General features: G+C 53.3%; 15 protein-coding genes. 4 read left to right on the top strand and 11 right to left on the bottom strand.

Annotated elements, in window-relative coordinates:
• Positions 1–8: 8 nt before the first annotated feature.
• The 11 genes from dusB to V5P19_RS16055 all read right to left on the bottom strand — a co-directional run bounded on the left by dusB (position 9) and on the right by V5P19_RS16055 (position 10,052).
• Positions 9–974 carry a tRNA dihydrouridine synthase DusB gene (gene dusB, locus V5P19_RS16105; RefSeq protein WP_334405016.1) on the bottom strand — a complete coding sequence of 322 codons (966 nt, stop codon included), beginning with the start codon at positions 972–974 and terminating at the stop codon, positions 9–11.
• 330 nt (positions 975–1,304) lie between these two features.
• Positions 1,305–2,045, bottom strand: coding sequence for a carbonic anhydrase family protein (locus tag V5P19_RS16100; RefSeq protein WP_334405014.1), 741 nt, complete (start codon positions 2,043–2,045; stop codon positions 1,305–1,307).
• Between the two features lie 137 nt (positions 2,046–2,182).
• The gene (prmA, locus tag V5P19_RS16095) at positions 2,183–3,064 is read right to left on the bottom strand and encodes a 50S ribosomal protein L11 methyltransferase (RefSeq protein ID WP_334405012.1); all 882 of its coding nucleotides are present in this window, start codon (positions 3,062–3,064) and stop codon (positions 2,183–2,185) included.
• A gap of 11 nt (positions 3,065–3,075) precedes the next feature.
• The gene (gene panF / locus V5P19_RS16090; protein ID WP_334405010.1) at positions 3,076–4,527 is read right to left on the bottom strand and encodes a sodium/pantothenate symporter; all 1,452 of its coding nucleotides are present in this window, start codon (positions 4,525–4,527) and stop codon (positions 3,076–3,078) included.
• Positions 4,517–4,759, bottom strand: a complete 243-nt coding sequence (locus tag V5P19_RS16085; RefSeq protein WP_334405008.1) for a YhdT family protein — start codon at positions 4,757–4,759, stop codon at positions 4,517–4,519. The genes panF and V5P19_RS16085 overlap by 11 nt, the downstream gene beginning before the upstream one ends.
• A 107-nt stretch (positions 4,760–4,866) precedes the next feature.
• A complete protein-coding gene (accC, locus tag V5P19_RS16080) occupies positions 4,867–6,216 on the bottom strand; it encodes an acetyl-CoA carboxylase biotin carboxylase subunit (RefSeq protein ID WP_334405006.1) in 1,350 nt (449 codons plus the stop codon).
• A gap of 10 nt (positions 6,217–6,226) precedes the next feature.
• Positions 6,227–6,691, bottom strand: coding sequence for an acetyl-CoA carboxylase biotin carboxyl carrier protein (accB, locus tag V5P19_RS16075; RefSeq protein ID WP_334405004.1), 465 nt, complete (start codon positions 6,689–6,691; stop codon positions 6,227–6,229).
• Between the two features lie 21 nt (positions 6,692–6,712).
• A complete protein-coding gene (gene aroQ / locus V5P19_RS16070) occupies positions 6,713–7,165 on the bottom strand; it encodes a type II 3-dehydroquinate dehydratase (protein WP_334405002.1) in 453 nt (150 codons plus the stop codon).
• A 233-nt stretch (positions 7,166–7,398) separates the two neighbouring features.
• Positions 7,399–7,998 (bottom strand): protein-methionine-sulfoxide reductase heme-binding subunit MsrQ, encoded by a 600-nt coding sequence (msrQ, locus tag V5P19_RS16065; RefSeq protein WP_334405000.1) that lies wholly within the window; start codon positions 7,996–7,998, stop codon positions 7,399–7,401.
• Positions 7,999–9,000 (bottom strand): protein-methionine-sulfoxide reductase catalytic subunit MsrP, encoded by a 1,002-nt coding sequence (gene msrP / locus V5P19_RS16060; RefSeq protein WP_334404998.1) that lies wholly within the window; start codon positions 8,998–9,000, stop codon positions 7,999–8,001.
• A 77-nt stretch (positions 9,001–9,077) separates the two neighbouring features.
• Positions 9,078–10,052: an MDR family oxidoreductase gene (locus V5P19_RS16055; protein ID WP_334404996.1), complete on the bottom strand. Its 975-nt coding sequence runs from the start codon at positions 10,050–10,052 to the stop codon at positions 9,078–9,080.
• A gap of 183 nt (positions 10,053–10,235) precedes the next feature.
• On the opposite strand from V5P19_RS16055, the gene csrD reads away from it, so the two are divergent.
• The 4 genes from csrD (at position 10,236) to mreD (ending at position 15,067) form a co-directional block, all read left to right on the top strand.
• Entirely contained in the window at positions 10,236–12,176 is a 1,941-nt protein-coding gene (gene csrD, locus V5P19_RS16050) for an RNase E specificity factor CsrD (RefSeq protein WP_334404994.1), read from the top strand.
• Between the two features lie 281 nt (positions 12,177–12,457).
• On the top strand, positions 12,458–13,501 hold the full coding sequence (gene mreB, locus V5P19_RS16045) for a rod shape-determining protein MreB (RefSeq protein WP_000913396.1): 1,044 nt from the start codon (positions 12,458–12,460) through the stop codon (positions 13,499–13,501).
• A gap of 61 nt (positions 13,502–13,562) precedes the next feature.
• Positions 13,563–14,579: a rod shape-determining protein MreC gene (gene mreC / locus V5P19_RS16040; protein ID WP_334404992.1), complete on the top strand. Its 1,017-nt coding sequence runs from the start codon at positions 13,563–13,565 to the stop codon at positions 14,577–14,579.
• Positions 14,579–15,067, top strand: coding sequence for a rod shape-determining protein MreD (mreD, locus tag V5P19_RS16035; RefSeq protein ID WP_014071997.1), 489 nt, complete (start codon positions 14,579–14,581; stop codon positions 15,065–15,067). The genes mreC and mreD overlap by 1 nt, the downstream gene beginning before the upstream one ends.
• The last annotated feature ends 9 nt before the right edge of the window (positions 15,068–15,076 follow it).

Below are 15,076 nucleotides of genomic sequence, written 5' to 3'. Positions count from 1 at the left end.
TTATTTCATTACGCAAGATTTTCGAAGTATGCCTCCAACGCCTCCAGCTGTACGCTGGCATCCTCTATGGCGTTGAATGTGCGCCGAAACTGGTCATTTGGAGCGTGTTCCTGGAGATACCAGGATACGTGTTTACGCGCAATTCGGTACCCTTTTGCCTGACCGTAAAAGTCATGCAATTCCCGAACATGCGAACAAAGCAAGCGCTTAACTTCTGCCAGTGGCAGTGGAGCAAGCAACTCTCCAGTGTCCAGATAATGCTGGATTTCCCGAAAGATCCAGGGTCTTCCCTGAGCTGCACGTCCTATCATCAGAGCATCAGCTCCCGTATAGTCGAGCACAGCTCTGGCTTTAAGCGGGTCAGTAATGTCACCATTCGCGATAATCGGAATGGAAACTTTCTGCTTAACTGCCCGAATGCTGTCGTATTCAGCTTCACCATTGAACAAACAGGCGCGAGTGCGTCCATGTATGGTCAGGGCCTGAATGCCACAGTCTTCGGCCAGTTGGGCAATCTCTACACAGTTACGGTGTTCCGGCGACCAACCCGTGCGAATCTTTAACGTAACAGGAACGTCCACTGCGCTGACAACCGCCGTCAGGATAGACTTCACCTGATCGGGGTATTGCAGAAGGGCTGAACCTGCAAGCTTGCGATTCACCTTTTTGGCCGGGCAACCCATATTAATATCAATAATTTGGGCGCCACTTTCCACGTTAATACGCGCGGCATCTGCCATCTCTTCAGGCACACTTCCGGCAATTTGCACGGTGCGAATACCTGGTTCATCAACGTGCACCATCCGAAGGCGGGACTTATCGCTTTCCCAAACCTGCGGGTTAGACGACATCATCTCGGAAACGGTTAAACCGGCTCCCATCTCGTAGCACAGCGTCCTGAACGGCCGGTCTGTAATACCTGCCATAGGGGCTGCGATCAGGCGATTTCTGAGCTGGTGGTGTCCGATGCGCATGAGTTAAGAAATGACCATACTGTGACTGCAAGGCGGCGTATATTACGCATTTTTTGCACGAGATGAAAGGCCAAACTTTGAACAATCCTCTGTTGTAGATCAAGGAATCGCCGCCCAGTCGTATCGCTGAGAATTATTCACTTTTTAAATCATTGAGTTATGTTTTGATGGCTATTTTGTAGGCGCTTACAATTTCCCGTAACTTCTCATCATTTCTGAATAAATGCATGACGAGAACGGGATAATCTGCTGTTTTTAGCAGCAGATTATGACGGTTCTTTGCGATCTCCGTCGCATTTTAGAACATGATCTCAGAACACAAAATGTACGTTATTCGACAACAACGCGGCCATGCAGTGACTGTATCGGTCGGTTATTATCATGGTGCATCGTATGGGTGAATTTCTCTAACTGCGACGTAGAGACTGTCAGCGGGTGCTTGAGAACAATCCAGGTAACGCCTTCGGAGCACGGTGGGGTGGTGAGGGAACCGCTAAAGCGCCAGTACGTTTTGTCTTTCGGCAGGAGCTTGTTCAGATCGAGATTCTGCTTGATGGTGATGTTCTGTTCCACCTGGCCCGGCATGATCCCCCACAGCTTTTCCAGCTCAGTGTTTGCGGCCCCTTTATCAAACATTACAGCAACAACGGTCAGTTCCCCGCTGGCATTTTTATGCACCAGGTGCATTTCCATCGCATACTTTTTACCGTGCACCGTATTTTCGCTCGGGGCATGGAAATGGAACTGCTGTAAGGTCCAGCTTTGTTTATCGAGGACAATGCTGTCGCGGGTATCGGCCAGTTCGCTTGCCTGGATGGTATGCCCGTTATTCGTCAGAGTGACAGGACCTTCAATGTAATGGGTTTGCAGAGGCGCGAGGTGGGCTTTAGCCGTGGAATCGATATTGATCGGGGACTGATTTACGCCGCTTTGGCAGGTTTTATAGGCCTCGTCTAACTCTCCCCAGTGCTCTGGAGCGCCTTCACCTTCATAGCTCCAGTGTGATGCATACGCTGAAGCCGAGATCATGCTCAGCGCCAGCAGCGCCGCCTTGCCAGTAATATGAGTCATAATATTCTTCCTGTGAATTTTATAATCCAAATCAACAAATATCATTATGATTTGAAGGGGTATTCTAGCGAAAGAACGGCAGGAGGCGTGAGGAATATCAAAGGGGAAAGGCGTGGTCGGATGACCACGCCAAAAGATTACTTCTTAGCACCAGTAATGCGGCACCACTCTTCTTTCTCCACCACCGGGTCGAGTGCAAAGAGGTCAGCATAGGCGTCACAAACGCTATCGGCCTGGCTTGCGAGGATACCCGAAAGCCCCAGCAGACCACCCTCAATGGGCAGCACGCTGATTAACGGTGCCAGTTCACGTAACGGGCCAGCCAGGATATTTGCAACCACCACATCGGCTTTCATGGCTTCTGGCTGCGCATCCGGGAGATACAGCTCAAGACGATCGGAAACGCCATTACGCTCGGCGTTATCGCGGCTGGCCTGAATTGCCTGAGGATCGATATCGATCCCGATGGCTTTTGCGGCACCCAGCTTCAACGCGGCAATAGCGAGGATCCCAGATCCGCAGCCGAAGTCGATCACGGTTTTACCTTCCAGATCCAAACCATCTAGCCACTGGAGGCACAGGGAGGTCGTCGGGTGAGTCCCTGTGCCGAATGCCAGACCCGGATCGAGCATCACGTTGACCGCGTTTTCATCGGGAACGTCACGCCAGCTTGGGCAGATCCACAGACGTTTACCGAACTGCATAGGGTGGAAGTTATCCATCCACTCGCGTTCCCAGTCTTTGTCTTCCAGCTGTTCGATTTTGTGCGCAAAACCCGCGCCCAGCAGAGGATGATTTTCCAGAATCGCGACGACTTCTTTCATGTCGGTTTCGGCATCGAACAGGCCGATAACGTCGGTATCACCCCACAGGCGCGTTTCGCCCGGCAGTGGTTCAAAGACCGGCGTGTCATGCGTGTCCTGGAAGGTGATAGAAACCGAGCCGGCCTCCATCAGCGCATCGCTCAGCTCTTCGGCATTAGCGCCGGTTGTGTTCAGTTTTAGTTGGATCCACGGCATGGCAAAACTCTTTATTTATCAGTAGAAATCATAGCGGGCTGTGGGACAGGCTGACCGAAACGGTTACCTACCACAAACGCCAGTAAACTTAGCAGTAACGAAGGCACAATCGGATGGAAGCCCAGGTACTGGATCTTAAATGTGGCGAGTACAGCGTAAAGCACACCGCCAACAATCATGCCGCTCAACGCACCCGCGGCATTCGCTCGCTCCCAGTAGAGACCTAACACCAACGGCCATAGGAAGACAGCTTCAAGTCCGCCAAACGCGAGCAGGTTCAGCCAGATGATCATCTCCGGTGGACGCCAGGCGGCTAACATCATCAGGATGCCAAGCACGAGTGTTGTCCAGGTCGAGATGCGTTTGAGCTTTTGCTCATTATGCATTTTAGCCGGATGTGCGCTGAGCCACAGATCTTTGATGATGGTGGCAGAAGCCTGCAGCAGATGCGCGTTCACGTTGGACATGATGGCCGCCATGGGGGCAGCGAGGAAAAGCCCTGCAGCCCAAGGCGGAAGGACCTGGACCATCAGCGTTGGGATCACCTGGTCCGGAACCGTCAGGTGCGGCAATACGGCTCGTCCCAGCGCACCTGCCAGGTGCATTCCCAGCATCAGCAGCGCGACAACGATGGTACCAATTACAATCCCGCGGTGAACGGCTTTGCTGTCTTTATAGGAGATACAGCGCACGGCTGTGTGTGGCAGACCAATAACACCAAAGCAGACCAGCACCCAGAAGGAGGTCATAAACGCAGGCGTCAGGATATCATCTGCGCCGTGTGGGCTAACCAGTTTAGGGTCAATCTGCTCAAGCGTTTGCACCGCATTATGCAAACCACCTGCCGCATAAATTACGCCAACTAACAGCACCAGCGTACCAATCAGCATCACCATGCCCTGCATGGTGTCGTTCAGCACGCTGGCCCGGAAGCCACCGAACGCAGTGTAGAGTGCGATGGTGATCCCAAAGATAAGCAGCCCGGTTTCGTACTTGATACCTGCCGCCGTTTCCAGCAAACGAGCTCCGCCAATAAACTGCACGGCAATCGCGCCCACAAAGGCAATAATCAAGCTGATACTGGCAATCCAGACTACAGCACGGCTCTGATAGCGCGCCTGCAGCATGTCATTCAGCGTAATGGCGTTATAGCGACGGGCGAGGATGGCGAATTTTTTGCCGAGGATGCCCAGCGAAAGCCAGATGGTTGGCACCTGGATCATCGCCAGCAATACCCAGCCCAGCCCGTATTTATAGGCCGCTCCCGGTCCGCCAATAAATGAACTGGCGCTGACGTACGTTGCGGTCAGCGTCATAGCCAGCACGAAACCGCCCATTGAACGGCTTCCGAGGAAATATTCACTCAGAAACGATCCGGTGCTGCGTTTGCGCATGGCATAAAAAGAGAGACCAAACACCACAATTAAGTAGATGGCCAGTACGGTGATGATTTCAGTTTGCATCGTTATCCTCCAGCGGGAAATCACGGAAGATAAAGCGCACCATTAACCAACTGAGCAGAATAAACACCAGGGGTACCAGCAGGCAGGCCATTTCAAACCAGTGTGGCAAGCCGGTGATGCCAAGCGTGGAATCAGGTAAGTAAGCAGTTACTAACCAGGCGGCAAGATAGAGAAGGGTCAGCCACAGCGCCCAGCGCGCTTCTTTATGGGCCTGAACAAAACGCTTGTCCATTGTTTGTCCCTTGTGGATGAAGAAAGCGGGGATTGTACATGATGGGGCTTTCCGATCCCCAGAAATAAAAAAGGCCGGATAACCGGCCTTTTAACAACGATGCTCGCTTACTTCTCTTGCAGACCGAGTTTTTTCTCCAGATAGTGGATGTTAGTCCCACCATTCTGGAAATGCTCGTCGCTCATAATGCGCATCTGCAGATCAACGTTGGTTTTGATACCGTCGATGATCAGCTCCTGCAGGGCGTTCTTCATGCGGGCAATGGCCACATCACGATTCTCGCCGTAGCAGATAAGCTTACCGATCATTGAGTCATAATACGGCGGTACAGTGTAGCCGGCGTAAATATGAGACTCCCAACGCACACCAAAGCCACCCGGCGCGTGGAAACGCGTGATTTTACCCGGGCTCGGCAGGAAGGTGTTCGGGTCTTCGGCGTTGATACGGCATTCTACCGCATGGCCTTTAACCACAACTTCTTCCTGCTTGATGGACAGAGGCTGACCCGCAGCGATACGCAGCTGTTCTTTAATCAGATCAACGCCGGTGATCATTTCGGTAACCGGGTGTTCAACCTGAATACGGGTATTCATTTCAATGAAATAGAACTCACCGTTTTCGAACAGGAACTCAAAAGTACCCGCACCGCGATAGCCGATATCGACACACGCTTTGGAGCAACGCTCGCCGATGTAGCGACGCAGTTCCGGGGTAATGCCCGGTGCAGGTGCTTCTTCGACCACTTTCTGGTGACGACGCTGCATGGAGCAGTCACGTTCAGCCAGATAGATAGCGTTACCCTGACCGTCAGCCAACACCTGAATTTCAATGTGGCGTGGGTTTTCCAGGTATTTTTCCATGTACACCATGTCGTTGCTGAAAGCCGCTTTGGCTTCCGCTTTGGTCATGGAGATGGATTGAGCCAATTCAGCATCGCTGCGCACAACGCGCATACCGCGACCGCCGCCGCCGCCAGACGCCTTGATGATAACCGGGTAGCCAATGCGTTTAGCATGAGCACGGTTAGCATCCATGTCGTCGGTCAGAGGGCCGTCAGAGCCGGGTACGGTTGGTACGCCAGCTTTTTTCATCGCGGTGATAGCAGACACTTTGTCGCCCATCAGGCGGATAGTGTCGGCTTTCGGGCCGATGAAGATAAAGCCAGAGCGTTCAACCTGCTCAGCAAAGTTGGCGTTCTCAGAGAGGAAGCCATAACCCGGGTGAATTGCCACCGCGCCAGTGATCTCAGCGGCGCTGATGATAGCCGGGATATTCAGATAGCTTTTTACGGACGGAGCCGGGCCAATACAAACCGTCTCATCCGCCAGCAATACGTGTTTTAAATCGCGGTCCGCGCTTGAGTGCACAGCCACGGTCTTAATGCCCAGTTCTTTACAGGCACGAAGAATACGCAGTGCAATCTCGCCGCGGTTGGCGATAACAATTTTATCCAGCATGTTCGCCTCGTTACTCGATGACGACCAGCGGCTCGTCAAATTCAACCGGCTGACCACTTTCGACCAGAATCGCTTTCACAGTACCTGACTTGTCAGCTTCGATCTGGTTCATCATTTTCATGGCTTCAACGATGCACAGGGTATCGCCTACATTGACCTTCTGACCGATCTCGATGAACGCTTTCGCGTCCGGGCTCGGGGTGCGGTAGAAAGTACCAACCATTGGGGAACGTACGATGTGACCACTGATTTCTGCAGCTGCTGCAGGTGCGGCTTCTGCTGCTGGTGCTACGGCTGCGGCGAGCGCAGGCTGTTGCATCATTGGCGTTGCATAAGCTTGCTGCATTACCGGGAAGCTAGCGGCTGGGGCTGCACGGCTGATGCGTACAGACTCTTCGCCTTCAGAAATTTCCAGTTCGGAGATGCCTGATTCTTCAACCAGCTCGATCAGTTTTTTAATCTTACGAATATCCATGAGTGGGTTCCGTACTCTTGTTTAGTGTGATTGTGACAGGCGTTTGACCGCTGTCTGTAAAGCGTATGAATAACCGTCCGCACCCAGCCCGCAGATAACACCCGTGGCGATGTCTGACAGGTAGGAATGGTGACGGAACGGCTCTCGGGCGTGCACGTTGCTTAGGTGGATCTCGATAAACGGGATACTCACCGCGAGCAGTGCGTCGCGAATAGCAACACTGGTGTGCGTAAACGCGGCCGGATTGATCAGGATATAGTCCACATTGTCTTTAGCCTGATGAATACGGTCGATGATTGCGTACTCCGCGTTTGACTGAAAATGATCCAAATCCACATTCAGCGCCACTGCTTCCGTACTCAGACGGTTAACAATTTCGCTCAATGTCAGCGAGCCGTACTTCTCTGGCTCACGGGTGCCGAGCATGTTCAGGTTCGGTCCGTTCAAAACTAAGATCTGGAATTTATCAGCCATTGTGCCGCTATCTCCTGCGAATCTCGGGTAAAAAACAAAATATACCTTCAATGCGCGATTGTCACCTAATCAGAGTCTAAAAACTCCGTCAGGAAAACCAAAGTCGCACATTATAACGATTTCGTAGCATTTGGCAGCTAAATACTGGTCTTATCAGGGAAGATTATCAACCGCTATCCAAAAAAGATTCGCGGTTGATAAGTAATCTGCGGGAAAACGCACAGTTTCGTGCGCTATCGTAACCACTGGCGGAACTTCTTGTAGCGCCACGCTAAAAGGCCCACCGCCAGCACCGCGTAGAGGATAGGCTGCGGTGAGAGGATCTTCACGGACCACAGATAATGTATCGGGGTGAGGATCGCGACAAGATAGACGAAATTATGCAGAAGTTGCCAGCGCCTACCCAGTTTTCGCTGCGCATATTGCGTCGACGTAAGCGCCAATGCCAGCAAAATTAACCAGCTCACGATGCCCAACGTCAGGTAAGGACGCGTCACCAGCTCGCGACCCAGCAATGCCAGATTGTTAATGCCCAACTCCAGCAGTGCATAGCTGGTCAGGTGCAACGTCGCCCAGGCAAAGCACCATAGCCCTAAAAGCCTGCGGGTACGGATCAATAAGGGTTGTTTAGCGTAGCGCGCCAACGGGGAAATCAGCAAGGTTGCCAGGAGAAATTTCAGAGCCATCCGACCCGTGAAGTGCTGGATATCTTTAGCCGGGTCGGCACTAAAGAGACCCTGACTGGCTGCCCAGAAGAGCCAGATGAAAGGAAGCAATCCGGCTAAATGCAGCAGCACTTTCAGCCAGGTTATCTGTTTAGCCGTTAAACGCACTTAGAAGTTCTCCCGTAGGTTCAGGCCGCGATACAGCGACGCCACTTCATCCGCATAACCGTTAAACAGCAGCGTAGGCTGACGCGTCACGTCCAGCGCGCCGCCCGAACCGATAAAACGCTCGGTGGCCTGCGACCAGCGGGGGTGATCCACATGCGGATTCACGTTGGCGAAAAAACCATATTCGTTCGGTGCGGCCAGGTTCCAGGTTGTCGGCGGGCGCTCGCGGGTGAGCTTAATACTGACGATAGATTTAATCCCCTTAAAGCCATATTTCCACGGGACGGTTAAGCGTATCGGGGCGCCGTTCTGCGGTGGGAGCGCTTTACCGTAAACGCCGACGGTCAGAAGCGTAAGAGGGTGCATGGCTTCATCAAGCCGTAATCCTTCGACATACGGATATTCAAGCCCGCCACCGATAAACCGATCTTTCTGACCGGGCATCTCGTCCGGGGCATAACGCGTCTGGAAAGAGACGTATTTTGCGTTGCTGGTGGGCTCCACCATTGCCAGCAGTTTATGCAGTGGGAAACCGACCCAGGGCACTACCATCGACCAGGCTTCCACACAGCGCATGCGGTAAATCCGCTCCTCAAGAGGGAAACGGGTCGTCAGATCGTGATGATCCAGCGTCATCGGTTTCGCCACTTCCCCCTCAATTTTCAGCGTCCAGGGATCGGTTTTCATGCTGCCCGCGTTCGCGGCAGGGTCGGCTTTATCCAGACCGAACTCGTAGAAATTGTTGTAGCCGGTGACTTTATCTTCCGGCGTTAGGGCCAGTGTGTTTTGCCATTGCGCGGGTTTCGTAAAGGTGAGTGGCGCACCGGAAGGGGCTTTTGGTCGGTCGTTGCCTTTAAACCAGTCGAGCAGGTCGGCATGGGCCGCAGGGGTGAGCGTCAGGGCAGTGGCGCTGATGCCTAGCATTTTCAGGATCTGGCGGCGCTGTAACATAAAGACAGATTCGGACGTTACGTCGGCTTCCGTCAGTTTTCGGTTTTTCATGGCATCCTCCGTCATGCGTTTTTCTAAGCATGACGGAGGAGAAGGGTTAGCGCGAATATGTCACGAAAATTTGAACATTAGCCAATTTTTACCAGCGCGCGTCCGTGGAACTGATTGTCCATAATTTTGCTGGCGTATTCAGGTGCCTGGCTGAGGGTGATTTCAGTTGCACTTTGGGTATAGAACGATTCGGGTAGATCGCGCACCAGACGTTCCCAAGCCTCAGCGCGGCGGGCTGCTGGAGTCATAACGGAATCGACACCCTGCAGGCGAACGTTGCGCAGAATAAACGGCATGACCGTGGTGGGGAGAGCAAATCCGCCCGCCAGACCGCATGCCGCCACGCACCCGCCGTAGTTCATCTGTGCCAGCACTTTCGCCAGCACCTTGTCACCGACGGTATCGACCGCGCCTGCCCAGATCTGTTTTTCCAGCGGACGGGTTTCAGCAAACTCTTCGCGGCTCAGGATCCGTTGGGCTCCGAGCTGACGCAGGTAGTCATGCGTACTCTCGCGGCCAGAGACCGCGGCGACCTGATAACCCAGCTTATGCAGCAGGGTGACTGCCGTGCTGCCGACGCCACCGCTGGCACCGGTCACAACAATTTCGCCGGAGTCAGGACGAATACCCGCATCTTCCAGCGCCATTACGCATAGCATGGCGGTAAAACCCGCGGTACCGATGATCATCGCTTTACGGCCATCCATCCCTTTCGGCATAGGCACCAGCCAGTCGCCCTTCACGCGTGCCTGTGACGCCAGGCCCCCCCAGTGATTTTCACCGACGCCCCAACCGGTAAGCAGAACCTGTTGTCCGGCATGAAAGCGAGGGTCTTCGCTGGTATGCACACGGCCCGCAAAGTCGATACCCGGCACCATCGGGAAATTTCGGATGATTTTACCTTTGCCGGTGATCGCCAGCGCATCTTTATAATTCAGACTGGACCAGTCGATGTCGATGGTTACTTCGCCTTCGGGCAGTCGGCTCTCTTCAACGGCTTGCACCGAGGCAAGGGTTTTGCCGTCCTGCTGTTCTAAGATCAAAGCCTGCATACAGGGTCCTCGCTACTATCGATGATTGGAAAATTATTTCTGAAGACTATACTCGCTCAATGATACGCAATGCCGATTTAACGCAATAAATTGCCAGATACATCAGGTTTGGTAGTATGCCGCATCTGAAATGCAAGTTAGTACTTACTCGCTACCCCATCAACCCACGGAGTAATCTCAAGGATGCGATTAACGACGAAGTTCTCCGCTTTTATCACCTTGCTGACGGGGCTAACCATTTTTGTCACGCTGCTTGGCTGTTCCCTGAGCTTCTATAACGCTATCCAGGACAAGCTGGTCAACCGAGTCCAATCCGTTGCGTCGGTTATTGATACACGCTTGATCACCACCTCGCTCCCGGCGCTGTCACGCGAGTTGGACGAGCTGATGGTACCGGTTGATATCGTTCAGATCGACATTAAGCAAGGAAAGCATCAGGTTTTCAGCCACGTACGTCCGAGTAGCTATCAGCCCGCGGGCATAGTGAATCAGTACCGGGAGATAACGGTTCATTCGCTCAAAAATCCAGGGATGACGATACGTATAGTTTACCTGGATCCGATGGCCAATTACTTCCATTCACTCATGACCACCGCCCCCCTAACCGTGGCTGTCGCGTTTATCGTCCTGTTGATATTTCTTGCGGTGCGCTGGCTGCGTCGCCAGCTCTCCGGCCAGGAGCTGCTGGAAACCCGTTCGGTGCGGATTTTAAACGGTGAACGCGGTCCGCAGGTGCGCGGTTCGGTGTATGAATGGCCGTCGCGTGCCAGCAGCGCGCTGGACACGCTGCTCTCTGAAGTGCAGTTCGCTAGCGACCAGCGTAGCCGCATGGATACGTTAATCCGCTCTTACGCCGCGCAGGATAATAAAACCGGCCTCAATAACCGCCTTTTCTTTGATAACCAGCTGGCCACACTGCTGGACGACTCTGAGAAAGTGGGGACGCATGGCGTCGTGATGATGATCCGCCTGCCCGATTTTGATCTGCTACGCGACACCTGGGGAAGGCGCGTGGCAGAAGAAAACCTCTTTACCCTGATCAACCTGCTGTCCACGTTTATCATGCGCTATCCAGGTTCTCTTCTGGCGCGTTATCACCGCAGCGACTTTGCCGTACTATTACCCCACCGTACGCTGAAGGAATCGGAAAGCATCGCCAGCCAGTTGCTCAAGGCCGTGGATGCGCTGCCGCAAAGTAAAATGCTCGACAGAGACGACATGGTGCATATGGGGATTTGCGCCTGGCGCGGTGGTCAGTCAACAGAACAGGTCATGGAGCACGCGGAAGCGGCGACCCGCAATGCCGTGCTGCAGGGGGCAAACGGCTGGGCGGTGTATGACGACTCACTGCCCGAAAAAGGCCGTGGCAACGTGCGCTGGAGAACGCTCATTGAGCAAATGCTGAGTCGCGGCGGGCCACGGATTTATCAAAAACCGGCGGTCATGAAAAACGGGCATGTTCATCATCGCGAGCTGATGTGTCGTATTTTCGACGGCACGGAAGAGGTCATTTCTGCAGAATATCTGCCGATGGTGCTGCAATTTGGGCTTTCGGAAGAGTATGACCGCCAGCAAATTACCCGGCTGATACCGTTTTTATCCTTCTGGCCAGACGAAAACCTGGCATTACAGGTCACCGTAGAGTCGTTAATTCGCCCACGTTTCCAACGTTGGCTGCGCGATACATTAATGCAATGCGAAAAATCGCAACGTAAACACATTATTTTTGAACTTGCTGAGGCTGATGTAGGTCAACACATCAGCCGGTTACGCCCGGTAGTGCGTTTAATCAATGCACTTGGGGCTCGCGTTGCGGTGACGCAGGCGGGTCTGACGCTAGTCAGTACCAGCTGGATCAAGGAGTTGGATGTAGAGTTATTAAAGCTTCATCCAGGGTTGGTAAGAAATATCGAAAAGCGTACGGAAAACCAGCTGCTGGTGCAGAGTCTGGTTGAAGCGTGCAAAGGAACGCAAACGCAAGTATTTGCCGCAGGCGTACGTTCGCGAAGCGAATGGCAGATGTTGACAGAGCGCGGTGTTACGGGCGGCCAGGGCGATTTTTTTGCCTCCTCTCAGCCGCTTGACACCAATGTGAAAAAATATTTGCAAAGATACTCGGTTTGACCTGCCGTTTAATTTGTTTTCACGTAGAATATCGCGCCTGTAGCTTTGAGTTTGACGAGCAAAAAGCCAGTGAACGACCTTTAACGGGTTACAAATGAACGTGAGGGACGCTACTGTTTACTCAGCCCTGAGGGATTCAGGGGATGAATTTGTAACAAAGGAAACGTACTGCACAAATTTTCACCGTAGCAGACGATTTTTGCGCCTTGTCGCTGCTGTGTGTGGTTGGTAAAGTAAGCGGATTTTGTTTTCCGCCCCAGCTTTCAGGATTATCCCTTAGTATGTTGAAAAAATTTCGTGGCATGTTTTCCAATGACCTGTCCATTGACCTGGGTACCGCGAATACCCTTATTTATGTAAAAGGACAAGGCATCGTATTGAATGAGCCTTCCGTTGTGGCCATTCGTCAGGATCGTGCCGGCTCGCCGAAAAGCGTAGCCGCAGTGGGTCATGACGCGAAGCAGATGCTGGGTCGTACCCCTGGCAACATCGCTGCCATTCGCCCAATGAAAGACGGCGTTATCGCTGACTTCTTCGTGACTGAAAAAATGCTTCAGCACTTTATCAAGCAAGTTCACAGCAACAGCTTCATGCGCCCAAGCCCGCGTGTACTGGTGTGTGTGCCGGTTGGCGCTACCCAGGTTGAACGTCGTGCTATCCGTGAATCCGCTCAGGGTGCAGGTGCTCGTGAAGTGTTTCTCATTGAAGAGCCAATGGCTGCGGCAATCGGCGCAGGTCTGCCGGTATCTGAAGCGACCGGTTCAATGGTGGTGGATATCGGTGGTGGTACCACTGAAGTGGCCGTCATCTCCCTGAACGGCGTGGTGTACTCCTCCTCCGTGCGTATCGGTGGTGACCGTTTCGATGAAGCCATTATTAATTATGTTCGCCGTAACTACGGCTCTCTGATTGGTGAAGCCACCGCAGAGCGTATTAAGCACGAAATCGGTTCTGCTTACCCAGGCGATGAAGTTCGCGAAATCGAAGTTCGCGGTCGTAACCTGGCTGAAGGCGTTCCACGCGGTTTTACCCTGAACTCCAACGAAATTCTGGAAGCGCTGCAGGAGCCGCTGACCGGTATCGTCAGTGCGGTGATGGTTGCCCTGGAGCAGTGTCCACCAGAACTGGCGTCCGATATTTCCGAGCGCGGTATGGTTCTGACCGGTGGTGGTGCGCTGCTGCGTAACCTCGACCGCCTGTTAATGGAAGAGACAGGTATTCCTGTCGTAGTTGCAGAAGATCCACTGACTTGCGTCGCCCGTGGTGGTGGCAAGGCGCTGGAAATGATCGACATGCACGGCGGCGACTTGTTCAGCGAAGAGTAGTCATTGTGAAAGGGTAGCGCATCGCTACCCTTTCTCTCTGACGCGAGAATACGCATAGCCTATGAAGCCAATTTTTAGCCGTGGCCCATCGCTACAGTTTCGCCTCATCCTGGCGGTTCTGGTTGCGCTTGGGGTCATTATTGCCGATAGCCGCCTCGGTACGTTCAGCCAGATCAGAACGTACATGGATACCGCCGTCAGTCCTTTCTACTTTATATCAAATGGTCCCCGTGAGTTACTCGACTCCGTTTCTCAAACGCTGTCTTCGCGTGACCAACTCGAACTTGAAAACCGGGCATTACGCCAGGAACTGCTGCTGAAAAACAGCGAATTGCTGATGCTGGGGCAATATAAGCAGGAAAACGCGCGTCTGCGCGAGTTACTTGGCTCGCCACTGCGTCAGGATGAGCAGAAAATGGTTACCCAGGTCATCTCCACCGTTAACGATCCTTACAGCGATCAGGTTGTGATCGACAAAGGTAGCGTGAACGGTGTGTATGAAGGGCAGCCAGTGATCAGTGATAAAGGCGTTGTAGGTCAGGTTGTGGCCGTCGCCAAACTGACCAGTCGCGTTCTGCTGATTTGCGATGCCACGCATGCGCTGCCGATTCAGGTCCTGCGCAACGATATTCGCGTGATTGCGGCCGGTAACGGCTGTACGGACGATCTGCAGCTGGAACACCTGCCAGCCAACACGGACATCCGTGTGGGTGACGTGCTGGTGACCTCCGGCCTGGGTGGTCGTTTCCCTGAGGGATATCCGGTTGCGGTTGTCTCTTCGGTTAAGCTCGACACTCAGCGCGCCTACACCGTGATTCAGGCGCGTCCAACGGCAGGTTTGCAGCGTCTGCGCTACCTGCTGCTGCTGTGGGGAGCCGATCGTAACGGTTCTAATCCCATGACGCCTGAAGAGGTGCATCGCGTCGCCAACGAACGTTTGATGCAGATGATGCCGCAGGTTCTTCCTGCACCGGATGCTATGGGGCCGCCTGCGCCAGTACCGGCTCCTGCTACAGGCTTAACGCAGCCGCTTCCGGATGCGCCGCCACCGCCACAACTCTCTTCTGGAGGGCAGTAGTGGCCAGTTATCGTAGCCAGGGACGCTGGGTTATTTGGCTCTCATTTCTCATTGCGCTGTTACTGCAAATCATGCCCTGGCCGGACGACATTCTTGTTTTCCGGCCAAACTGGGTATTGCTCATTTTACTCTACTGGATCCTTGCCCTGCCGCATCGGGTAAATGTCGGCACAGGTTTTGTGATGGGTGCCATACTGGATCTCATTAGTGGCTCAACGCTTGGCGTACGCGCCTTGTCGATGAGTATTATTGCGTACCTCGTCGCACTTAAATTCCAGCTCTTTCGTAACCTCGCGCTCTGGCAACAGGCGCTGGTCGTGATGCTTTTGTCGCTTGCCGCGGATATTGTTGTTTTCTGGGCGGAGTTTTTAGTGATCAACGTCTCTTTCCGACCGGAAGTGTTCTGGAGTAGTGTAGTAAACGGTGTGCTCTGGCCGTGGTTGTTCCTGCTTATGCGCAAGGTTCGCCAGCAATTTGCCGTGCAATAAAAGGTTTCT

This window comes from Enterobacter sp. UNJFSC 003, from assembly GCF_036903355.1.
Classification (GTDB): Bacteria; Pseudomonadota; Gammaproteobacteria; order Enterobacterales; family Enterobacteriaceae; genus Enterobacter.
Note: the sequence above shows the minus strand (reverse complement) of the source record. Positions and strands in the feature narration are given on the sequence as shown.

Bases quoted from the DNA above. Each gene is read 5' to 3' on its own strand.
- dusB (WP_334405016.1), bottom strand. From the start codon at position 974: ATGCGCATCGGACACCACCAGCTCAGAAATCGCCTGATCGCAGCCCCT.
- V5P19_RS16100 (WP_334405014.1), bottom strand. From the start codon at position 2,045: ATGACTCATATTACTGGCAAGGCGGCGCTGCTGGCGCTGAGCATGATC.
- prmA (WP_334405012.1), bottom strand. From the start codon at position 3,064: ATGCCGTGGATCCAACTAAAACTGAACACAACCGGCGCTAATGCCGAA.
- panF (WP_334405010.1), bottom strand. From the start codon at position 4,527: ATGCAAACTGAAATCATCACCGTACTGGCCATCTACTTAATTGTGGTG.
- V5P19_RS16085 (WP_334405008.1), bottom strand. From the start codon at position 4,759: ATGGACAAGCGTTTTGTTCAGGCCCATAAAGAAGCGCGCTGGGCGCTG.
- accC (WP_334405006.1), bottom strand. From the start codon at position 6,216: ATGCTGGATAAAATTGTTATCGCCAACCGCGGCGAGATTGCACTGCGT.
- accB (WP_334405004.1), bottom strand. From the start codon at position 6,691: ATGGATATTCGTAAGATTAAAAAACTGATCGAGCTGGTTGAAGAATCA.
- aroQ (WP_334405002.1), bottom strand. From the start codon at position 7,165: ATGGCTGATAAATTCCAGATCTTAGTTTTGAACGGACCGAACCTGAAC.
- msrP (WP_334404998.1), bottom strand. From the start codon at position 9,000: ATGAAAAACCGAAAACTGACGGAAGCCGACGTAACGTCCGAATCTGTC.
- V5P19_RS16055 (WP_334404996.1), bottom strand. From the start codon at position 10,052: ATGCAGGCTTTGATCTTAGAACAGCAGGACGGCAAAACCCTTGCCTCG.
- csrD (WP_334404994.1), top strand. From the start codon at position 10,236: ATGCGATTAACGACGAAGTTCTCCGCTTTTATCACCTTGCTGACGGGG.
- mreB (WP_000913396.1), top strand. From the start codon at position 12,458: ATGTTGAAAAAATTTCGTGGCATGTTTTCCAATGACCTGTCCATTGAC.
- mreC (WP_334404992.1), top strand. From the start codon at position 13,563: ATGAAGCCAATTTTTAGCCGTGGCCCATCGCTACAGTTTCGCCTCATC.